The organism is Streptomyces sp. NPDC002698, from assembly GCF_042888945.1.
Classification (GTDB): domain Bacteria; phylum Actinomycetota; class Actinomycetes; order Streptomycetales; family Streptomycetaceae; genus Streptomyces.
In genome coordinates, this window is the sequence record NZ_JBIAQM010000001.1 from 92,908 (window position 1) to 112,459 (window position 19,552).

Consider the following 19,552-nt stretch of genomic DNA (forward strand, 5'->3'; position numbering starts at 1 on the left):
CGGTGCTCGGGTCGTTAGTGGCGTCGGCAGGGAGGGCAGTCCTGATGAACAGGTTCACCACATGGACCCGAACGGTGATCTCCCGGACGCGGGGCGCCCACCGGGACGCGGGCGCGGGTTTCGTGGAGTACGCGGGGTTGATGATCATCATCGCGGGGATCTTCACGTTGATCGACCAGTTGGGGCTCGACGGCACGATCTCCGGTGCGATCGGCGACGCGGTCGACCGGGTGGTCGGCGGCGGCTGACCCCATCGTTCCTCTGCGGTGACCGAGGGCAGACTCTCCCGATATACATCTGGCTGACGGGGATTCTGCTCTTCGCCGCGTTCGCGTTCTTCGCTTTCGCCCAAGCAGCGTCCGCCCGCAATGGAGCTCAATCCGCGGCGGACGCTGCGGCGTTGGCGGCGGCGCAGGATTCCCGCGACGAACTCGTGGACGGGCTGATGGGAGCCATCGGCACGGACGACCACTGGCTGGACTGGCTGAACGGCGACAAGTTCCACGGTACGGGGGCATCCGCCGCCGCCGACCGACTGGCCGCCGAGAACGACTCGACGGTGCTGGGCGGGGCCCAGCCCACCGTCGTGAACGGATTCCCCGGCTATCACGTGGAGATCGAGACCCGTTACACGGTCGGCGACTCGATCATCCCGGGTACGGAGAACCGCCACGCGAAGGCTCATGCGACGGCAGTCATAGAGCCGCGCTGCACCTTCGCCACCGACGCGGATCCCACGAAGCCCGTGCAGTTGGACTGCGACGGGGATCCCGTGGACATCGATCCCGAAGATTTCGATTCGGACGACCTTCCCGACGCGTCCGTGCTGTTCTCTGTGCATCTGGCCGAGTGAGAGGAAGCCGTACCGATGGATCTCCGGCACATCATGAAGGGCCGCAGGGCCATGGCCGCGGTGGCGATCACGAGTGGGCTGCTTCTCATGGTGGCCGGTTGTGGTGGGAGCGAGGACGACGCCAAGCCGAAGGGCAGTTCCTCGGCTCCTGCTTCCAGTCCGGGCACGGACGACGGCGGGAGCAAGCAGTCGCCGACCGCTTCCGCGGACAGAGTGCTCGCAACGGCGAAGGACGGCGACATCAGCGTCACCATCACGTCCGCCGAGCGTGATCAAGGCGGCTTCGTGACGGTGTCAGGCCAAGTGACGAACGGTGGCAGCGGTTCGTGGCTGGGGGCCGACTGGCAGAGCAACGAGACCGAGCTGGCGAGCAACGGCGGTTCTCTGTCGGGCGCAAGCCTCGTCGACGAGAAGGGGAAGAAGAAGTACCTCGTTCTCCGGGACACGTCGGGCCGCTGTCTCTGCACGAAGTTCTCGCGGCTCAGGTCAGGGGACTCGGCATCCTGGTTCGCTCAGTTTCCGGCCCCGCCGGAGGGCACGGACTCGGTCAACTTCCAAGTTGGCTCTCTGCCCCCCACCGCCGTCACTCTCTCCGAGGGCTGACCCATGGCCCTCCCACCCCGCCCCGCCGCGACCGCGTTCACGGCCCTCGCCGTGCTGATCACCCTCGGCCTGCCGGGTCCCGCGTACGCGGACGACGGTGACCCCAGTGCCCCGCCCGGCAGCGTCACCACCTCCCCGCCCCCCGACGTCGACGCCAACAGCCCGGGGCTCAAGCTCGCCGACGGCGCGACCCTGGCGCCCGCCAAGGTGCTGGACATCAAGTCGGTCGTGGAGGACCTGGGCGGCGAGGAGCGCCGGGAGGACACCAACTCGGACGTGACGTTCGCGCTCCAGGCGGAGGTCCTCTTCCCCAAGGACAGCTCCAAGCTCAACCCGGACTCCCGGTCCCGTATCCAGGCGATCGCCGACGAGATCAAGGCCCAGCACGCGACGACGGTCCGCGTCTTCGGATTCACCGACAACCTCGGCTCGTACGCGCACGGCCTGACCCTCTCCAAGAAGCGCGCGGAAGAGGTGCACGACCGGCTGGCCGAGGTGCTCGGCTCCGCGGAGTCGGACATCACCTTCGAGGTGCGCGGCTACAGCGAGGACTACCCGATCGCCGACAACACCTCGGAGCAGGGCCGCCGCAAGAACCGCCGGGTGGAGGTGACCTTCCCGAGGGGCGCCGCGGACGGGAACAGCGCCTGACGCGCGCGTCACCTTCTCCCGCGCCCGGCGTCCTGGCAGCATGCCCCCGACGAACGGGTCGCGCACGAGGTCGATGGAGTCCGCCATGAGGAAGATCGTGTTGATGATGTCGGTGTCCCTCGACGGATACATCGAGGGCCCGAACCGCGAGATCGACTGGCACCGGGTCGACGCCGAACTGCACCAGCACTTCAACGACCTGATCAGAGGGTTCGGAGTCCTGATGTCCGGACGGGTGACCTACGAGCTGATGGCCTCCTACTGGCCGACGGCCGACAAGAACCCGGACGCCGGCCCGGAGGAGGTCGAGTTCGCCGGGATCTGGCGGAACACGCCCAAGCTGGTGTTCTCGCGCACGCTGGAGCGCGGCACGGGGCACACCACGGTCGTACGGGAGGTCGTGCCCGAGGAGATCCTGGCCCTGAAGGCGCAGGAGGGCGGCGACCTCGCGCTCGGTGGCGCCGATCTCGCCGCCGAGTTCCTGCGGCTGGGCCTCGTGGACGAGATCAGGCTGTACGTGCACCCCGTCCTCATCGGGGCCGGCAAGCCGCTGTTCCCGGAGTCCGAGGCCCCGACCGACCTCCGCCTCATCGAGACGCGGACCTTCGGCAACGGCGTCGCCCTCCTGCGCTACGAGCGCGACACCGCCACCGGCACGGGTGACGCCCCGGGGACGGCCGGCACCGAAGGCGTGTGAACGGTCGAGCGTGGTGGGTCACCCGGGTCTCCTGGGTAGGAAGTCGGAATGACCTCCCTCGGTGTTGTCTTCCGGCCCCAACTGCCCCCCGAGCGGCTGCGCGCCCTGGCGCGCGAGGCGGAGGAGGCGGGACTCGAGGAACTGTGGCTGTGGGAGGACTGCTTCCTCGAAGGGGGCATCTCCACCGCCGCGGCGGCGCTCGCCTGGACCGAGCGCCTGCGGGTGGGAGTGGGACTGCTGCCCGTCCCGCTGCGGAACGTCGCCGTCACGGCGATGGAGGCCGCCACCCTGCACCGGCTGTTCCCCGGGCGGGCCGCCGTCGCGGTCGGCCACGGCGTCCAGGACTGGATGGGTCAGGTCGGGGCGCGGGCCGAGTCGCCCCTGACGCTGCTGCGCGAGCATCTCGACGCGCTGCGCGCCCTGCTGCGCGGTGAGCGCGTGACCACCCAGGGGCGGTACGTGCGACTCGACGGAGTCGCCCTCGACTGGCCGCCCGCCGACGCGCCCGACGTCCTCACCGGCGCCACCGGGCCCCGTACGCTCCGCCTCGCCGGTGAGGCCGCCGACGGCACGGTCCTCACCGCCTCCACCACCGCCGACGGGGTACGGCGGGCCCGTCGGCTCATCGACGAGGGGCGGCAGGGGGCCGGCCGGACGGAGGGACACCACCGGGTCGTGGTCTATCTGCGCACCGCCACCGGGGCGGACGCCGCCGCCCGGCTGCGCGCCGAGACCGAGGCCGAGGGCGAGAGCGCCGTCCCGGAGCTCGGGGTCGCGGGCGACGCGGACGCCGTCGCCGAGGCCGTCCGGCGTCTCGTGGACGCCGGCGCCGACACGGTGGTCCTCCAGCCCACCGCCGACGAGCCGGACCCCGAGGGCTTCGTCCGCTTCGCGGCCGGACAGGTGCGCCCGCTGGTCCCCTGATCCCCCCATCCGCAGGCCCGCAGGGCATGATCCACGGCCGCGCGAGCAGATTGACCGAAAAGCTCCCGATGGGGGTCGCTCGGTGTGAGATGTCCGTCCGGATGACGGGCGGCGGGGCGGGGTGCGGCACGCCGCGCGCGGGAGATCCGCACGGGGTTTCCACATCGTTACCGATCGGCTGTCGCCAGGAATGTTCGACTGACGTAAGTTCAGACCAAGGTAATTCGCGTGAGCAAAGCTGCGCGTGTGGCACCGCGCAGAGGAGGGGGCTGCGCGGTGCTGCCTTGCCCGGTGACGTGGCGTCAGGCGTGCCGGACCGTGATCCGCACGCCGCGCCGCACGCCCCACCGCTCCATCGACCCGGCCTCCGCCTCCAGGACCTGCCGGGCCCGGGGCCGCGGCAGTCCCAGCCGGCCCGGACGCATCGTGCGTACCGCCAGGACCCGCGACGACCGGTCCAGATAGGCGACGTCGATCGCGAACCGCATTCCCAGGGTGTGCACCGAGTTCGCCGGTGTGAGCAGCAGCGCGCCCTCGATCCCCCGGCGTCCGAGCAGCCCCCGTCGCCGGGCGCGCGCGGTGGCGGCGAGTTCCAGGGGTACCGGCTCGGTCGTCCCGTCCGTCGTGAACGTGGCCATGGGTGCGAAGTTAGCGGGGGAGTCAAGCGGGAGGCCGCCGGGCGGATCACCCGCCCGGAGTACGGACCGACGCGGCGGCGCCACGCCCCGGGAGTGCTCATGAACCCCTTGGATCTCTGCCGATCCTTCACGATTCCCTTTGAATCAGCCATGAATCAGCCATGATCACACCCGGAATCGATGGTTCCACGCTCGTCGAGGCGTTGCCGGGCGACTCCGGAGAGTAGTTGTGGCACGCGGATGCACGCAGCATCACTTACGAAGGGTTATGGTGGAAACCCCCCCTCGGGCCGGTCCGTCTCCCCCCCACGGACCGGCCCGTTTTTTTGTGCCCGCGGCGGCCCGCCCGGCAGGCGCCCCCGTGCGCCCCCGGGAGGGGCCGCCCCGCGCGGCCCGGGATCGCGGTGACTCAGTGCCGCTGGGCCCAGATGTTGGCGCCCTGTGTCGACACCGCGAACGTGTCGATCTCCTTCAGCTCCTCGTCCGTGAGTTCCGGGGCCGCCAGCGCCGCCAGGTTCTCCTCCAGCTGCCGCACGCTGGACGCGCCGATGAGGGCGGAGGTCATCCGCTGGTCGCGCAGCACCCAGGCGAGCGCGAGCTGGGCGAGCGACTGGCCCCGCCGGGCCGCGATGCCGTTCAGCCCGTTCAGCCGGCGCACGACCTCGTCGTTCAGCAGGCCCGGGTCCAGCGACTTGCCCTGGGTGGCGCGCGAGCCCTCCGGGATGCCCTGGAGGTACTTGCCCGTCAGCAGACCCTGCGCGAGCGGCGCGAAGGAGATGCAGCCCATGCCGGCCGCCTCCAGCGTGTCGAGCAGGCCGTCGTCCTCGGTCCAGCGGTTGAGCATCGAGTACGAGGGCTGGTGGATGAGCGGACGGACGCCCATGCCGGTCAGGATCCCGGCCGCCTCCGCCGTCTGCTCGCTGCTGTACGAGGAGACACCGACGTACAGCGCCTTGCCCTGCTGGACGGCGGACGCGAGCGCGCCCATCGTCTCCTCCAGCGGGGTGTCCGGGTCGAAGCGGTGCGAGTAGAAGATGTCGACGTGGTCGAGGCCCATCCGCTTCAGCGACTGGTCCAGCGAGGACAGCAGGTACTTGCGGCTGCCCCACTCCCCGTACGGGCCGGGCCACATGTCGTAGCCCGCCTTGGTCGAGATGACCAGCTCGTCCCGGTAAGGGGCGAAGTCCTCCTTCAGCAGCTTGCCGAAGTTCAGCTCCGCCGAGCCGGGCGGCGGCCCGTAGTTGTTGGCGAGGTCGAAGTGGGTGACGCCGAGGTCGAAGGCGCGGCGCAGGATCGCGCGCTGGGAGTCCAGCGCGCGGTCGTCGCCGAAGTTGTGCCACAGGCCGAGCGAGACCGCGGGCAGTTTGAGGCCGCTACGGCCCGTACGCCGGTATTCCATCGAGTCGTACCGCTCCGTTGCGGCCCGGTACAGAGTGGGGTCGTTCATGGGGACGAACCTATGCCAGGGTGCACGGGCCCCTCGGGAGCCCTCGCGTTTCGCGGGGGTAGGCTTCGCCCCGGGGGACCGCCATATGGACAGGGACTGTGCTCGGGCGCGTCCGTCCGATCCGCACAAAGGGGCTGACAACACGTGACCTTGCGCGACAACCTGCGCCGCCTGCTGGTCAGGTTCTATGCACGCAGGGTGGAAGGCCACCTCGATCACGACCAGGTGCCCAAGCACATCGGCGTCATCATGGACGGCAACCGCCGCTGGGCGAAGGCGGCGGGTTCCACCACCGCCCAGGGCCACCGGGCCGGAGCCGACAAGATCGAGGAGTTCCTCGGCTGGTGCTCCGAGACCGATGTCGAGGTCGTCACCCTGTGGCTGCTGTCCACCGACAACTTCGACCGCCCGCAGGAGGAGCTCGGTCCGCTCCTCGGCATCATCGAGGGCGTCGTCCGCACGCTGGCGGCCGACGGCCGCTGGCGGGTGCACCACGTCGGGACGCGGGACATCCTGCCCTCCCCGATGCAGTCGGCCCTCAAGGAGGCCGAGGAGGCCACCGCCCATGTCGAGGGGATAGTCGTCAACGTCGCCATCGGCTACGGCGGCCGCCAGGAGATCGCCGACGCGGTGCGCTCGATGATCCTCGACGCGGCCGACAAGGGGACCTCGATGGAGGACCTCGCGGACCGCGTCGACGTCGACCTGATCGGCAAGCACCTCTACACCGGCGCCCAGCCCGATCCGGACCTGGTGATCCGCACCAGTGGTGAGCAGCGGCTGTCCGGATTCATGCTCTGGCAGACCGCCCACTCCGAGTACTACTTCTGCGAAGTCTTCTGGCCGGCCTTCCGCAAAGTCGACTTCCTGCGCGCCCTGCGCGACTACGCGGCGCGACACCGCCGTTACGGAGGCTGAATTCCGGGGTGCCCCGTGCCGCGCGGGGCACCCTGCGGGGACGTACGTCATCGGGAGTTAACGAACGCGCCGTCATATGCCGTGGCATGGCTTCGCTGGTTCGAGGGCATAAGCCTTGCAGGTCGATGCCCGAACCACGGGTGTCGTATCTCAGCGGACGGCTCGGGGCCGTCCGCCCGGGAGGCCCTTTGCACCAGCCCGACCGTGCGGTCAGTACGGACGAAGCGGAGGGCCGGTTTTCGGCCCGTGCATCGGTGCCGGTAACCGGTCCAGATCTCCTTCGTCGCTCCCCGACCTCATCCGAGGGGGTACGTCCTTCCGTGGTGACCAGCACAAAGCGCCGCAAGCCAGACCGGCGCACCTATGTTCTCGACACCAGCGTCCTGCTGGCCGACCCGAATGCCCTGAGCCGCTTCGACGAGCACGAGGTAGTGCTTCCGATCGTCGTGGTCACGGAGCTGGAGGCCAAGCGGCACCATCCCGAACTCGGCTACTTCGCCCGGCAGGCCCTGCGCCTGCTCGACGAGTTCCGGGTCCGGCACGGCCGCCTCGACTCCCCGATTCCCGTCGGGGAACTCGGCGGGACGGTTCGGGTCGAGCTCAACCACTCGGACCCCAGCGTCCTGCCCAGCGGGTACCGCCTGGGGGACAACGACTCCCGCATCCTCGCGGTCGCCCGCAACCTGCAGGCCGAGGGATACGACGTCACCGTCGTCTCGAAGGACCTGCCGCTCAGGATCAAGGCGTCCTCCGTGGGCCTCCTCGCCGAGGAGTACCGCGCGGAGCTCGCCATCACGGGCTCCTCCGGCTGGACCGGAATGTCCGAACTGAGCCTGGCCGGCGAACAGGTGGACATCCTCTTCGAGGAGGGACACGTCCATGTCCCCGAAGCGGCCGGTCTGCCGGTGCACACGGGTCTGACGATCCAGTCGGAGCGCGGCAAGGCCCTCGGCCGTGTCACCGCCGACGGCGACGTCCGGCTCGTGCGCGGCGATCGTGAGGCGTTCGGCATCAAGGGCCGCAGTGCCGAGCAGCGCATCGCGCTCGATCTGCTGCTCGACCCGGACATCGGGATCGTGTCGATGGGCGGCCGGGCCGGCACCGGCAAGTCCGCGCTCGCGCTGTGCGCGGGCCTGGAGGCCGTCCTCGAACGCCGCCAGCACCAGAAGGTGATGGTCTTCCGGCCGCTGTACGCGGTGGGCGGGCAGGAGCTCGGCTATCTGCCCGGCTCCGAGTCCGAGAAGATGAGCCCCTGGGCCCAGGCGGTCTTCGACACGCTCTCCGCGGTCACCAGCCGCGAGGTCATCGAGGAGGTCACCGCGCGCGGCATGCTGGAGGTCCTGCCGCTCACGCACATCCGCGGCCGCTCGCTCCACGACGCGTTCGTGATCGTGGACGAGGCCCAGTCCCTGGAACGGAACGTCCTGTTGACCGTTCTGTCCCGGATCGGGGCCAATTCACGGGTCGTTCTGACCCATGACGTGGCACAAAGGGACAATCTGCGCGTCGGGCGCTATGACGGAGTGGTCGCCGTCGTGGAGAAGTTGAAGGGCCATCCGCTCTTCGCGCACGTCACGCTGAATCGTTCCGAGAGGTCCCAGATCGCGGCACTCGTGACCGAAATGCTGGAGGACGGGCAGATCTGATCCCGGCTGTCCCACCTGGTCAAAGGGTGGTGGATACACGCTGGTTGGCGCCGTCCGGCAAAGGCGAAGAGCCTAGCCGGGCGGCGTCCTGCTGCGCTGGCGTTTCCAGGAAACAGCTGAGGCAAACGGGGTGTGAGCTTTCACACGCGACACGGAATTGCCGTGCGGAGCCGGGTTACGGCTAAAGTCTCACTCCTGTCAGGCCCCGCATACGACACAGCTGTACCCCCAGCGGTACGGCAACACCGGAACCTCAGAACTCCATAGAGCCGTCGTATGCCGCCCGCGCACCACGCGGCGCTCCCCCAGCGGGAGTTGCCCACCGGGCCCGTGTCTCCCCGTGACCCCGCAGTTGGGAGGCCAGCGCCGAGGGGCACGATTGCGTCCGCGAGGGTCACCTAAACGGGCGATGCTGGAAGGAAACCGTGTGAGCCGGATTTCGGTCCGGGGATTCGCAGTGGCTTCGGCCACCGCGGTCACCGCCGTCGGAAGCGTGGTCGGAGTTGCCTCGGGCAGCGTCGCCCAGCCCTCGAACGATGCCGAGGCGACGGCGAGCGACTCGACTCTCCTCGCTGACATACCTGCGGGCCAGCAGGCCCAGGTGCAGACCGCGTCCCTGACGCAGCAGGCCGACGCCCAGGCCATCGCCGCCGACGCGAGCGCCAAGAAGGACGCCGAGGCGGCCGCCCGCAAGCAGGCGGCCGACGACGCCGTCGCGAAGCAGAAGGCCGCGGCCAAGGCCGAGCAGGAAGCCAAGGAGCGCGAGGAAGCCGAGAAGGCTGCCAGCCGTTCCGCGACGCGTGACGCCTCCAGCTTCTCGGTCCAGTCCTCGTACACCGTCGCCCAGATCCAGGCGATGGCGGCCCAGATGGTGCCGAGCGGTCAGTTCCAGTGCTTCAGCAACATCGTGAACCACGAGTCGAGCTGGAACTACCACGCCGTCAACGCCTCTTCGGGTGCCTACGGCCTCTTCCAGGCCCTGCCCGCGGGCAAGTACGCGTCCGCCGGGTCCGACTGGCAGACCAATCCGGCCACCCAGATCAAGTGGGGCCTGAGCTACATGAACGGCCGGTACGGCAGCCCCTGTGAGGCATGGTCGTTCTGGCAGGCCAACCACTGGTACTAGTTCCACGCCGTACGCCGGCGGCTCAACCTTGCGAAGCCCCTCCCCGTCCTAGGGGGAGGGGCTTCGGCCATGTACGGTCGGACCCGACGACTCCAGGGGGGAGTGGTGGGGAGCAGCGGGGGAAGAGGACGCATCATGTCGCGTGTACCAGGATGGCTCGGCCGCATCGGCGCCGGACTCACCGAGCTCGGCGAGAGGCTGGACGAGCGCCGCGCCGAGGTCGAGTTGGAGACGCAGGGCCCCCTCGACGGCGAGGACGGCCCCGACGCGCCCGCCCCCCTCGACGCACCCGGCACCCTCCCGCGGGCTTCCGGGACCCCCGACGACCCGGCGGCGGACGCCGACGCCTCCGCGCTCCCGGTCCAGCGGCCCTCCGAGGAGACGGCCGCGGCGCCCGTCCACGCGGCGCCGCCCCACCACCGCCCCGACCCCGCCCTCGCCGTGCCGTGGGGAGTGCGGGTCGCCGCCGAGGCCGGCTGGCGGCTGCTCATCCTCGCGGGCACCGTCTGGGTGCTGATGCGGGTCATCAGCGCCGTGCAGCTCGTCGTGCTCGCCTTCGTGGCCGCGCTGCTCATCACCGCGCTGCTCCAGCCCACGGTGGGCCGGCTGACACGTCACGGGGTGCCGCGCGGGCTCGCCACCGCGCTCACCGCGATCCTCGGCTTCGTCATCATGGGGCTGGTCGGCTGGTTCGTGGTCTGGCAGGTCCAGGAGAACATCGACAACCTCTCCAACCAGATCCAGGACGGCATCGACGAGCTGCGCAAGTGGCTCCTCAAGGGCCCGTTCCATGTGACGGACAAGCAGATCAACGAGATCGCGAAGAACCTCCGCGAGGCGATCGGCGCGAACACGGACCAGATCACGTCGGCGGGCCTCCAGGGCGTGACGGTGATCGTCGAGGCGCTGACGGGCATCCTGCTCACGATGTTCTCGACCCTCTTCCTGCTCTACGACGGCAAGCGGATCTGGGAGTGGTCGCTCAAGCTCGTCCCGGCCGCCGCCCGGACCGGGGTCGCGGGCGCGGGCCCGCGCGCGTGGCGCACGCTCACCGCCTACGTCCGCGGCACGGTGATCGTCGCCCTGATCGACGCGACCTTCATCGGCCTGGGCATCTATTTCCTCAAGGTCCCGATGGCCGTGCCGCTCGCCGTCTTCATCTTCCTCGGCGCGTTCATCCCGCTGGTGGGCGCGGTGATCTCCGGGGCGCTGGCCGTGGTGGTCGCGCTGGTGACCCAGGGCGTCTTCGCCGCCGTCATGACACTCGTCGTGGTCCTCGCCGTCCAGCAGATCGAGGGCCACGTCCTCCAGCCCTTCATCCTGGGCCGCGCGGTCCGCGTCCATCCCCTCGCGGTGGTCCTGTCGGTCGCCGCCGGAGGCATGGTCGCGGGCATCGGCGGAGCGGTCGTCGCCGTCCCGCTGGTCGCGGTGACCAACACGGTGGTCGTCTACCTGCGGTCGTACGCGGCCGAAGCGGATCTGCGCCACGCCCCCGAGCCCCGCGGAGCCACCGCCGTGGACGCGTCCCCGGCCCACCGGCTGACGCCGTAGCGGCCGCACTCGCGCAGCGGAACGCGCAGGGCCCCGCCCGGAGTCGGAGTGAACGCACAGGACCCCGTCCGGAGTGAACGCACCGGGCCCAACCCGTCGTGAACGCACAGGGCCCCGCCCACCATGAAGGTGGGCGGGGCCCTGAGAGTTTCGAGCGGGTCGCACGTCGCGCGAGCCGCTCGGGCGTGCGGGAGTCCGCGCGCGAGGACTACTCGGCGAGGACCGCCTCGGCGTCCAGCGTGGCGCCGACGGCCTGGAGCACAGACGCGATCTTGAACGCCTCCTGGATCGTCTCCCGGTCGACGCCCGCCTTGCGGAGCACCTGCTCGTGGGAGTCGAGGCACTGCCCGCAGCCGTTGATCGCGGAGACGGCGAGCGACCACAGCTCGAAGTCGACCTTCTCCACGCCCGGGTTGCCGATGACGTTCATCCGCAGACCGGCCCGCATCGTCCCGTACTCCGGGTCCGACAGCAGGTGCCGCGTCCGGTAGAAGACGTTGTTCATCGCCATGATCGCGGCGGCCGACTTGGCGGCCGTGTACGCCTCGGGCGACAGCCGGTCCTTGGCCTCGGGCTCCAGTTCACGCAGGACGCGCGGGGAGCGCGAGGCGATGGCGCAGGCCAGCACCGTGCCCCAGAGCTGCTGCTGCGGCAGGTCGCTGTTGCCGATCACCGAACCGAGGTTCAGGCGCAGGTCCTTGGCGTAGTCCGGTATGGCGGACTTCAGTTCGTCGAGAGCCATGGAAGGTCACTCACCGGCCAGCAGGGCGACCGGGTCGAGAGTGGTCTCGCCCTTGGTCCAGTTGCACGGGCAGAGCTCGTCCGTCTGGAGAGCGTCCAGGACCCGCAGGACCTCCTTGGGGTTACGGCCGACGGAGCCGGCGGTCACCATGGAGAACTGGATCTCGTTGTTCTGGTCGACGATGAAGACGGCACGCTTGGCGAAGCCGTCCTCGCCCTCGATGCCGAGGTCGCGCATGAGCTCGTGCTTCGAGTCGGCCATCATCGGGAAGGGCAGGTCACGCAGGTCGTCGTGGTCCTTGCGCCAGGCGTGGTGCACGAACTCGGAGTCGCCGGAGAAGCCCAGCACCTGCGCGTCACGGTCGGCGAACTCGTCGTTCAGCTTGCCGAAGGCCGCGATCTCGGTGGGGCACACGAAGGTGAAGTCCTTGGGCCACGCGAAGACGATCTTCCACTTGCCCTCGTAGGTCTTGTGGTCGATCTGCTCGAACTCCTGGCCCTTCTCCAGCGAGACGCAGGCGGTCAGGTCGAACGTGGGGAACTGGTCACCGACAGTGAGCACAAACTCTCCTAGCAGCAAGGGGCAGCCCTTTTTGGGGGCATTTCCCTAGGGGGTGGACGACCTCGATCGTGGCACAGGCAGTATTGATTCGGGAAATAGCTACACTTGGTCGTGTTGATCGAGTACGGCTATCAGTGACGTCCGGTGAACCCACCCGGAGCGAGAGGCGAGGCCATGGCGAGCCCCACCGGCAGGGCGGGCGGCAAGGGCGGCGGGCGCCGCAGCCCCAGCCTCGCGCAGCTGCGCGCCTTCACCGCCGTCGCCGAGCATCTGCACTTCCGGGACGCGGCCGCCGCGATCGGCATGAGCCAGCCCGCCCTGTCCGGCGCCGTCTCCGCCCTGGAGGAGATCCTCGGGGTGACCCTGCTGGAGCGTACGACCCGCAAAGTGCTCCTGTCGCCCGCCGGCGAGCGTCTGGCCGTACGCGCCAGGGCCGTGCTGGCCGAGGTCGGCGCGCTGATGGAGGAGGCGGAAGCCGTGCGCGCGCCGTTCACCGGAGCGCTGCGCCTCGGGGTCATCCCCACCGTCGCCCCGTACCTGCTGCCGACCGTCCTGCGTCTCGTCCACGACCGCTATCCCGACCTCGACCTCCAGGTGCACGAGGAGCAGACGGCCAGCCTGCTGGAGGGCCTGACGGCCGGCCGGCTCGACCTGCTGCTGCTCGCGGTCCCCCTCGGTGTGCCCGGTGTCCTCGAACTCCCCTTGTTCGACGAGGACTTCGTGCTGGTGACCCCGCTCGGCCACGGGCTCGGCGGGCGGGAGGGCATTTCGCGCGAGGCGCTGCGGGAACTGCGTCTGCTGCTGCTCGACGAGGGCCACTGCCTGCGCGACCAGGCCCTCGACATCTGCCGTGAGGCCGGGCGCGCGGACGCCCCCGTGACCACCACCGCCGCGGGCCTGTCGACCCTCGTCCAGCTGGTCGCGGGCGGTCTCGGGGTGACCCTGCTGCCGCGTACCGCCGTCAAGGTGGAGACCACCCGCAGCGATCAGCTCCTCACCGGGTACTTCGCGGACCCGGCGCCCACCCGGCGGATCGCGCTCGCGATGCGGTCGGGCGCCGCGCGGAGCACGGAGTACCAGGAACTGGCGGAGGCCCTGCGGGGAGCCCTGCGTCCGCTGCCCGTCAGGGTGTTGGACGCCAAGGCCTGAACTGCCGTGCACAGTCGGTCATTTGGGCGACCGATGATGTCCTTCGGGAGCCGGGATATTTCAACTTCCGTCAGGTAGTGCGACTCTCGCTGGGGTATCCGCCCCGGCTGATACACATACCTCCTCAGGGTGACTCGTCAGGCGTCTGTGCGAAGTGCCGGAAGTTCCAAGGGGAGTGATGTCGGGCATTCGGGATTCCCTTGGCAGGGTCGGATACGACCTGCTGTCGCGCGCGCTGGGCGAATGCCAGAGCACGCGGGTGACGGGAAAGCTACGGGTGTCCGGAAAGCCCGGAGGAGTCTTCCATCTCCGTGACGGCTGCGTCGTCGCCGTCGAGAGTCCGGGTGCCCCGGGCGCCGAGGCGCGGCTGCTGCGCTCCGGCCGCGTCAGCGGTGAACAGTGGGCCGGACTGCTCCGCGAGGCCGACGGCGGCCGGTGGCCCGAGGCCGGGCTGATCGCGCACGGCTACGCGGGGGCCGCACAGCTCCGGGTCGTCTGCATGATGGCGATGCAGGACGCGGCCTTCGCCGTCGTGGCCGGTGACGTGGAGGCGTGCGACCCGCTCGACGCCGCCTTCGAGCCGTACGCGCCGGTCGCCCTCGGAGAGGCTCCGGGGCGGCTGCTCCAGGACGCGGCGAGGAAGCTCGCGGCCGTCGCCGCCCTGCCGTGGCCCGTGCGGCCGGACCGGGAACGCCCCGTGCCGGCCGCGGTGCCGGACGAGATACGCGAGCAGCTCCCGCCACCGCAGCAGGAGCTGCTGGCCCACGCCGACGGCCGCCGGACCGCCCGTGACATCGCCTTCGCGACCGGCCTCGGCGCCTACACCGTCACGGTGGGGATGGCCCGCATGCTCGGCGAGGGACTGCTGGAACTGCCGTCGGAGCCCGACTCCGCCACCCGCGTCACCGTGCGGGACCTGCCGACCGGAGCGCTCCGGCAGCGGCCCGCCGGCGCCCCGCCCGCCCTGGATCCCGAGGTGTTCTCCGCCCTGTCCTCCGCGGTGGCCGCCGGAGAGTCCGCGGCACCCGGGCCCCGGCCGGACCCCGGCCCGCCACCGGAGGCGATCGCTCCGTCCCTGCCCCGCAGGGACCCCGGCGCGCATGCCCCGTCGCTGCCCCGCCGTGATCCCGGCGCGAGCGGAATAACCGAAACCCTCGCCCCCGAAAGGGCCGGGGCGAGCTGGAAAGGATTCTTCCGGCTGCGGCACCGGATCTGGACCCCGGACTCCGGAACGTGAAACCGAAATGCCTGTCACCGATCACATGCGCATCATCATCAGGGAGTTCGACAAATGAATCACGAGGCATTGGCCAGGGAAATGAGGGAACTCCGGGAACAGGTTCCCGGAATCACCGACACGGCGGTGGCGGCCGCCGACGGAATGCTCATCGCGGCCGACACCGCCGACACCATCGAACCGGAGAGCCTCGCCGCGATCGCCGCCGCGGGCCTCGGCATCGCGCGCCGCGCGACCGCGGTCACCGGCCGGGGCGCGTTCCGCCAGACCGTGACCTACGGCAGCCAGGGGCTCGCGGCCTTCTACGCGGTCGGCGACACCGCGCTGATGATCGTCCTCGGCGACGAGGGCATCGACCTCGAACGGCTCCACGAGCACACCCGGCCGGCTCTCGGCCGCATCGGATCGATCCTCACCGGGGCCGGCCCCGGTCCGCTCCCCGCACCTCCCGCAGTACCCGACGCTTTCGTCGGAGCCGTGACCGAGACCGCGACCGAAGGGGTATGACGACATGGCCAGCAAGCGAATGACACCGGGGTTCTCCGACCAGATCATGGGCCTGGTCAAATCACTGCGCACCGACGCTCCGGACTGCGTCGCCTCCGGAGCGGTCGACATGTCGACCGGAATGCTGCTGAGTTACGAGACCGTCGACAACCATCCGCCGGAGGTCCTGGACCTGCTCGCGGGCGCGACCCTCGACCTGTTCCAGGGGCGTACGGTCCAGATGATCGAGGACGTCTTCAAGGAGCGGCGCGGCATCGAGTCCGACGCGCACTTCTTCCAGGAGATCCTGGTCAACAGCGACAACCTCACCCATCTGTTCGTGCGGATGAACGACAGCCAGGACGTGGTCGCCGTGGTCGTCTGCCGCAAGGCGGTCAACGTGGGCATGCTCTTCGCGCAGGTCCGGCGCGTGGTGAAGGAGTACAGCCTCTGAACGCGAACCGGTGGCCCTCCCCGGGCGGGGAGGGCCACCGGCGGCGGCACGGCGGACCGTGTCACGGGCGCGGCAGGGCAGGCAGGTGACCGCGTCCCGCCGCGCCCGTCCGGCGCCCTATTCCGTGCGCAGCCCGTCCGGCCGCATCAGCCGGATCAGCGGCGGCAGGCTGAGCAGGGTCACCAGGAGCACGACACCCGCGCCGATGCCGGTCATCGACAGCACGCTCGCCCAGTCCACGCTCACCGCGGTGTCCGTCATCTTGAGCAGGACCGTGCCGAGGGTGAGGCCCACGGCCATCGCGAGGGCGAGCCCCAGGGCGATCGGGATCGCGGTCTGCCACAGCACCGACATGCTCAGCGTGCGGCGCCGGGTGCCGAAGGCGACCAGCGCCGACAGCAGCTTCCTGCGCTCCCGGAGCTGCTCCAGCTGGGAGACCAGCAGGCTCGCGCCGATCAGCACGAGGACGCAGGCCGCCCCGACGAACAGCCCGGTACGGATCGACGTGAACTTCCCGGCCTCGGTCGTCACCGTCCAGGTGTTGGCGTCGGCCAGCGGGTCGATCCGCGCCGCGCTGTTGCGGACGAGTTCACGGACGTCCGGCACCGATTCGTCGAGCTGGAGATAGACCGTCCCGTGCACGGCGGACGCGGCCCGCTCGGGCAGCGCCCCGGGCGTGAACAGGAAGCCGCCGCGCTCGTCGCCCGAAGGGTCCTTGCGCGAGCCCGCCCGCCTGATGTCCTTCGGCACCGTCCAGGGGATCTCCTCGCCCTTGAAGTAGGAGCCGCTGGACGGGTCGAGGTAGAGCCGGGTACCGGCCTTGCCGAGCGCCGCGGTGTTCTCGTCCCACTCCGCGTTCTCCACCGCGAAGATGTCGCCGTCCTCGCAGGAGGGCAGCCTGGCCGCCTCCCGCAGGGCCGCGCAGTCGCCGACCGTCACGCTCGACTGGCGCTCGGGTTCGTCGCGCCGGTCGCCCAGATCGGTCCGTCCGAGGGCCGTCGCCCGCGTGACCCCCCTGGTTCCCGACAGCTCCCGGACCGCCTTGTCCATCGGTACCTTTTCCGGCACGTTGACGGACATCTGGGCCCGGGTCAGATCGTTCTTGTTGACCTTCGTGTAGTCGCTGTCGACCCCGGCGAACAGCATCTGCAGGGCTATCGCGCCGGCCACCGCCACCGCGATGCCGTTGACCAGGCGGGCCGCCGAGCCGCTGCTCAACTGGAGCCTGCGGACGGCCAGTTGCCAGGCGACGCCACCGGAGTTCAGCCGGGCCACGACCGCCTCGACCACCCAGGGCAGCAGCGCGGTGATGCCGACCAGGATCAGCATGACGCCGCCGACGACGAGGTATTCGTTGAAGTCGCCGCCCGTCCGCCCCTGCCCGATCATCGGGTAGAGCATCGCGAGGCCCGCCAGCGGCAGCAGCAGCCGCCACCACAGCCGGCGCCGCGAGGGCCGTGCCGTACGCACCACGCCGAGCGGTTCGATCACGACGCCGCGCAGCGCGAAGAGCGTCACCGCGACCGCGGCGGCCGGGACCGCGAGGGCCACCAGCGCCACCAGGGCGGGCGCCGGATTGAGGTCGCCCGGGAAGACGCTGATCCTGAAGAGCATGATCAGGCCCGCGAGCTGACGCCCGATCAGGAAGAACCCGGCGCCGAGGAGCAGTCCGACCAGGGCCCCGGCCAGCGCCTCGCCCGCCGCGATGCGCCGGGTCATCCGCCCGTCCGCGCCGACCAGCCGCAGCGCCGCCAGCCGCCGGTCGCGCCGCTCACCGCCGAACCGTACGGCCGCGGCGATGAAGACGCCGACCGGCATCAGCAGCACCACGAAGACGATCAGTACGAGCAGCAGCAGGACGGGGTCCATCGCCTCGGACCGCTCCTCGGAGCCGAACGAGTCGATGCGCTCGACCCGGCCGGTGCTCAGCGCGCCGGCGGTCAGGCCCTCGGCGCCCGCGTAGTAGGCGAGTTCGTGCGGATCGGTGAGCCCGCCGCCGGCGATCGTGCCGCTGACACGGCGGTCGAGCCGCTCACGCAGGAGCTTGCCCCCGGGTGACTTCAGCAGCCGGTCGAGAGCGGGGGAGACGATCATGTCACCGACCGCCGGGAACGTGGACACGCCCGGCGGCAGCGGCGCGCGGGCCCCCTCGGGTTCGAGCAGCCGGCCGCGTACGTCCTCGTCGCGGAAGGTGGTGCCCGCGTTGGCGACGAGCAGCGTACGGTCGGACTTCTTCTTGACCGTCGAGCTGTACGTGATGTCGGTGCGGGCGGCCTCCCGGCGGTGCCGTGCGTCCAGCGCGTTCGGGATCGCCGTGGTGAGCAGCAGCAGCGCCACGCCGAGACCGACCCCGACGGCCGTCAGCAGGACCCGTACCCAGGCCTCACGGCCTCCGGTCACCGCGAACCTGGCACCCATGGCGAGGTCGCGGGACCACTGGCGGGCACTCATACGATCCGCTCCATGTCCCTGGACCTGCCGTCACGTACGACGACCTCGCGGTCCGAGTACGCGGCCACGCGCGCCTCGTGCGTGACGAGCACGACGGCGGCGTTCGTCGAGCGGGCCGCCTCGGTCAGCAGCTCCATCACGCGCTCGCCGTTGAGGGAGTCGAGCGCGCCGGTCGGCTCGTCGGCGAACAGCACCCGGGGGCTGGTGACCAGCGAACGGGCGACGGCCACCCGCTGCCCCTGGCCTCCGGAGACCTCGCCGGGCCGCTTGTCCCTGAGGTCGTCGACCTCCAGCCGCTCCATCCAGGACAGCGCGGTGCGCTCGGCCTCCCTGCGGCCCGTGCCGTTCAGCCGCAGCGGCAGCGCGACGTTCTCGACACAGCTCAGCTCCGGTACGAGCTGGCCGAACTGGAAGACGAACCCGAACGCGGAGCGGCGCAGCGCGCTGCGCCGGGCGTCGTTCATCGTCGCCATCTCGCGGCCGTCGTACGTGATCGAGCCGGAGTCGGGTGTGACGATGCCGGCGAGGCAGTGGAGCAGGGTGGACTTGCCGGAGCCGGAGGGGCCCATCACGGCGACGACCTCGCCGGGGTGGATGGAGAAGGCGGCGCCGTCCAGCGCGGTGGTCGGGCCGTACGTCTTGCGCAGCTCCGAGGCGGTGAGCAGGGAGCCCGGGGGAGGGGCGGACGTGGTCATCGGGCCGTCACCGCCTCGGCGAGCCGGTCGAGGCGCGCGGCCGTCAGTTCCAGCCATCGCAGATCGGCCTCCAGGTGGAAGAGGGCGTGGTCGCAGATCAGCTGATCGGCCAGGTCGCCCTTGCGCTTGCGCTCGGTCAGCATGCGCATCATCCGCAGGTGCTCCGAACGCTGGGTGTCGAGGAGCTCGCTCGCGTCCCGGTGGGTCAGCAGGGCGAGGACGACCTTCGTGTACAGGGTCGACTGGAGGTACGGCTCGGGTGTCTCCGGCGTCGCGAGCCAGCGTCGCACGTCGGTGACGCCGGCCTCGGTGATCGCGTACCGCTTGCGCTCGGGCCCGTCGCCCGCCTCGATCCCGTCGAGCTCGACGAGCCCGTTCTTCAGCAGCCGCGACATCGTCGAGTAGACCTGGCCGTAGTGCAGCGGCCGGTCGTGACCGAATTTCTCGTCGAAGGCCCGCTTCAGGTCGTAACCGTGGCGCGGCCCGGACTCCAGGAGCCCTAGAAGGGTGTGACCGATGGACATGCCCAGCACTCTACACACGGCGTATACACCGCGTGTATACGCCGTGCGTACAGGTCGCGGGAGAGATGGTCCGAGTGAAGGGAACCGGCTGGTCACGGCCGATTGTCACGGTTCTGGAACCGTCCGGCCGCCCTCCCGCGCGGGGCGCCCGCCCTCCCGCACCCGGGGCGCTCACCCTCCCGCACCCGGGCCCCCGCCC

21 protein-coding genes are annotated in these 19,552 nt (G+C 70.5%); 14 read left to right on the forward strand and 7 right to left on the reverse strand.

The window, feature by feature from the left end:
- Positions 1–44 precede the first annotated feature (44 nt).
- The 6 genes from ACFYW9_RS00405 (at position 45) to ACFYW9_RS00430 (ending at position 3,728) form a co-directional block, all read left to right on the forward strand.
- On the forward strand, positions 45–248 hold the full coding sequence (locus ACFYW9_RS00405) for a hypothetical protein (protein WP_389142733.1): 204 nt from the start codon (positions 45–47) through the stop codon (positions 246–248).
- On the forward strand, positions 245–853 hold the full coding sequence (locus tag ACFYW9_RS00410) for a pilus assembly protein TadG-related protein (RefSeq protein WP_389143546.1): 609 nt from the start codon (positions 245–247) through the stop codon (positions 851–853). The genes ACFYW9_RS00405 and ACFYW9_RS00410 overlap by 4 nt, the downstream gene beginning before the upstream one ends.
- A gap of 33 nt (positions 854–886) precedes the next feature.
- Positions 887–1,456 (forward strand): hypothetical protein, encoded by a 570-nt coding sequence (locus tag ACFYW9_RS00415; protein ID WP_389142736.1) that lies wholly within the window; start codon positions 887–889, stop codon positions 1,454–1,456.
- A gap of 3 nt (positions 1,457–1,459) precedes the next feature.
- Entirely contained in the window at positions 1,460–2,107 is a 648-nt protein-coding gene (locus tag ACFYW9_RS00420) for an OmpA family protein (protein WP_351858943.1), read from the forward strand.
- Positions 2,108–2,192: 85 nt separating this feature from the next.
- Complete coding sequence (locus ACFYW9_RS00425; protein ID WP_351858945.1) at positions 2,193–2,804, forward strand: dihydrofolate reductase family protein; 612 nt, start codon at positions 2,193–2,195, stop codon at positions 2,802–2,804.
- Positions 2,805–2,852: 48 nt separating this feature from the next.
- The gene (locus tag ACFYW9_RS00430; RefSeq protein WP_389142740.1) at positions 2,853–3,728 is read left to right on the forward strand and encodes an LLM class flavin-dependent oxidoreductase; all 876 of its coding nucleotides are present in this window, start codon (positions 2,853–2,855) and stop codon (positions 3,726–3,728) included.
- 302 nt (positions 3,729–4,030) lie between these two features.
- On the opposite strand, the gene ACFYW9_RS00435 is transcribed toward ACFYW9_RS00430, so the two are convergent.
- Both ACFYW9_RS00435 and mgrA read right to left on the reverse strand, forming a co-directional pair.
- Positions 4,031–4,366 carry a DUF192 domain-containing protein gene (locus ACFYW9_RS00435; protein ID WP_351858949.1) on the reverse strand — a complete coding sequence of 112 codons (336 nt, stop codon included), beginning with the start codon at positions 4,364–4,366 and terminating at the stop codon, positions 4,031–4,033.
- A gap of 409 nt (positions 4,367–4,775) precedes the next feature.
- A complete protein-coding gene (gene mgrA / locus ACFYW9_RS00440) occupies positions 4,776–5,813 on the reverse strand; it encodes an L-glyceraldehyde 3-phosphate reductase (RefSeq protein WP_389142744.1) in 1,038 nt (345 codons plus the stop codon).
- Between the two features lie 144 nt (positions 5,814–5,957).
- Between mgrA and ACFYW9_RS00445 the strand changes: the two genes are divergently transcribed.
- The 4 genes from ACFYW9_RS00445 (at position 5,958) to ACFYW9_RS00460 (ending at position 11,054) form a co-directional block, all read left to right on the forward strand.
- The gene (locus ACFYW9_RS00445; protein ID WP_326785763.1) at positions 5,958–6,731 is read left to right on the forward strand and encodes an isoprenyl transferase; all 774 of its coding nucleotides are present in this window, start codon (positions 5,958–5,960) and stop codon (positions 6,729–6,731) included.
- Positions 6,732–7,051: 320 nt separating this feature from the next.
- Positions 7,052–8,377, forward strand: coding sequence for a PhoH family protein (locus tag ACFYW9_RS00450; RefSeq protein WP_328671181.1), 1,326 nt, complete (start codon positions 7,052–7,054; stop codon positions 8,375–8,377).
- Positions 8,378–8,804: 427 nt separating this feature from the next.
- On the forward strand, positions 8,805–9,503 hold the full coding sequence (locus ACFYW9_RS00455) for a lytic transglycosylase domain-containing protein (protein ID WP_389142749.1): 699 nt from the start codon (positions 8,805–8,807) through the stop codon (positions 9,501–9,503).
- Between the two features lie 135 nt (positions 9,504–9,638).
- Complete coding sequence (locus ACFYW9_RS00460) at positions 9,639–11,054, forward strand: AI-2E family transporter (RefSeq protein WP_389142752.1); 1,416 nt, start codon at positions 9,639–9,641, stop codon at positions 11,052–11,054.
- Positions 11,055–11,262: 208 nt separating this feature from the next.
- Here ACFYW9_RS00460 and ACFYW9_RS00465 read toward each other — a convergent pair whose 3' ends face one another.
- Positions 11,263–11,796, reverse strand: a complete 534-nt coding sequence (locus ACFYW9_RS00465; RefSeq protein ID WP_326785759.1) for an alkyl hydroperoxide reductase — start codon at positions 11,794–11,796, stop codon at positions 11,263–11,265.
- A 6-nt stretch (positions 11,797–11,802) separates the two neighbouring features.
- Positions 11,803–12,357, reverse strand: coding sequence for a peroxiredoxin (locus ACFYW9_RS00470; RefSeq protein ID WP_328448706.1), 555 nt, complete (start codon positions 12,355–12,357; stop codon positions 11,803–11,805).
- Positions 12,358–12,531: 174 nt separating this feature from the next.
- On the opposite strand from ACFYW9_RS00470, the gene ACFYW9_RS00475 reads away from it, so the two are divergent.
- The 4 genes from ACFYW9_RS00475 (at position 12,532) to ACFYW9_RS00490 (ending at position 15,683) form a co-directional block, all read left to right on the forward strand.
- Entirely contained in the window at positions 12,532–13,506 is a 975-nt protein-coding gene (locus ACFYW9_RS00475; protein ID WP_389142757.1) for a LysR substrate-binding domain-containing protein, read from the forward strand.
- A gap of 277 nt (positions 13,507–13,783) precedes the next feature.
- On the forward strand, positions 13,784–14,743 hold the full coding sequence (locus tag ACFYW9_RS00480) for a MarR family transcriptional regulator (protein ID WP_351858961.1): 960 nt from the start codon (positions 13,784–13,786) through the stop codon (positions 14,741–14,743).
- Between the two features lie 54 nt (positions 14,744–14,797).
- Positions 14,798–15,250 carry a roadblock/LC7 domain-containing protein gene (locus tag ACFYW9_RS00485; protein ID WP_328448700.1) on the forward strand — a complete coding sequence of 151 codons (453 nt, stop codon included), beginning with the start codon at positions 14,798–14,800 and terminating at the stop codon, positions 15,248–15,250.
- A 4-nt stretch (positions 15,251–15,254) separates the two neighbouring features.
- The gene (locus ACFYW9_RS00490; RefSeq protein ID WP_326785754.1) at positions 15,255–15,683 is read left to right on the forward strand and encodes a hypothetical protein; all 429 of its coding nucleotides are present in this window, start codon (positions 15,255–15,257) and stop codon (positions 15,681–15,683) included.
- A 117-nt stretch (positions 15,684–15,800) separates the two neighbouring features.
- On the opposite strand, the gene ACFYW9_RS00495 is transcribed toward ACFYW9_RS00490, so the two are convergent.
- Genes ACFYW9_RS00495 through ACFYW9_RS00505 form a run of 3 tightly spaced genes read right to left on the reverse strand, consistent with a single transcriptional unit; the run spans position 15,801 to position 19,353 of the window.
- Positions 15,801–18,134, reverse strand: a complete 2,334-nt coding sequence (locus tag ACFYW9_RS00495; protein ID WP_389142763.1) for an ABC transporter permease — start codon at positions 18,132–18,134, stop codon at positions 15,801–15,803.
- Entirely contained in the window at positions 18,131–18,829 is a 699-nt protein-coding gene (locus tag ACFYW9_RS00500; protein ID WP_389142766.1) for an ABC transporter ATP-binding protein, read from the reverse strand. The genes ACFYW9_RS00495 and ACFYW9_RS00500 overlap by 4 nt, the downstream gene beginning before the upstream one ends.
- Positions 18,826–19,353, reverse strand: a complete 528-nt coding sequence (locus tag ACFYW9_RS00505; protein WP_328448692.1) for a PadR family transcriptional regulator — start codon at positions 19,351–19,353, stop codon at positions 18,826–18,828. Before ACFYW9_RS00505 ends, ACFYW9_RS00500 begins: the two co-directional genes overlap by 4 nt.
- Positions 19,354–19,552: the final 199 nt, after the last annotated feature.

Coding starts and splice junctions, on each gene's coding strand:
- ACFYW9_RS00425 (WP_351858945.1), top strand. CDS start 2,193: ATGAGGAAGATCGTGTTGATGATGTCGGTGTCCCTCGACGGATACATC.
- ACFYW9_RS00495 (WP_389142763.1), bottom strand. CDS start 18,134: ATGAGTGCCCGCCAGTGGTCCCGCGACCTCGCCATGGGTGCCAGGTTC.
- mgrA (WP_389142744.1), bottom strand. CDS start 5,813: ATGAACGACCCCACTCTGTACCGGGCCGCAACGGAGCGGTACGACTCG.
- ACFYW9_RS00430 (WP_389142740.1), top strand. CDS start 2,853: ATGACCTCCCTCGGTGTTGTCTTCCGGCCCCAACTGCCCCCCGAGCGG.
- ACFYW9_RS00490 (WP_326785754.1), top strand. CDS start 15,255: ATGGCCAGCAAGCGAATGACACCGGGGTTCTCCGACCAGATCATGGGC.
- ACFYW9_RS00435 (WP_351858949.1), bottom strand. CDS start 4,366: ATGGCCACGTTCACGACGGACGGGACGACCGAGCCGGTACCCCTGGAA.
- ACFYW9_RS00415 (WP_389142736.1), top strand. CDS start 887: ATGAAGGGCCGCAGGGCCATGGCCGCGGTGGCGATCACGAGTGGGCTG.
- ACFYW9_RS00465 (WP_326785759.1), bottom strand. CDS start 11,796: ATGGCTCTCGACGAACTGAAGTCCGCCATACCGGACTACGCCAAGGAC.
- ACFYW9_RS00460 (WP_389142752.1), top strand. CDS start 9,639: ATGTCGCGTGTACCAGGATGGCTCGGCCGCATCGGCGCCGGACTCACC.
- ACFYW9_RS00420 (WP_351858943.1), top strand. CDS start 1,460: ATGGCCCTCCCACCCCGCCCCGCCGCGACCGCGTTCACGGCCCTCGCC.
- ACFYW9_RS00500 (WP_389142766.1), bottom strand. CDS start 18,829: ATGACCACGTCCGCCCCTCCCCCGGGCTCCCTGCTCACCGCCTCGGAG.
- ACFYW9_RS00505 (WP_328448692.1), bottom strand. CDS start 19,353: ATGTCCATCGGTCACACCCTTCTAGGGCTCCTGGAGTCCGGGCCGCGC.
- ACFYW9_RS00485 (WP_328448700.1), top strand. CDS start 14,798: ATGAATCACGAGGCATTGGCCAGGGAAATGAGGGAACTCCGGGAACAG.
- ACFYW9_RS00405 (WP_389142733.1), top strand. CDS start 45: ATGAACAGGTTCACCACATGGACCCGAACGGTGATCTCCCGGACGCGG.
- ACFYW9_RS00475 (WP_389142757.1), top strand. CDS start 12,532: ATGGCGAGCCCCACCGGCAGGGCGGGCGGCAAGGGCGGCGGGCGCCGC.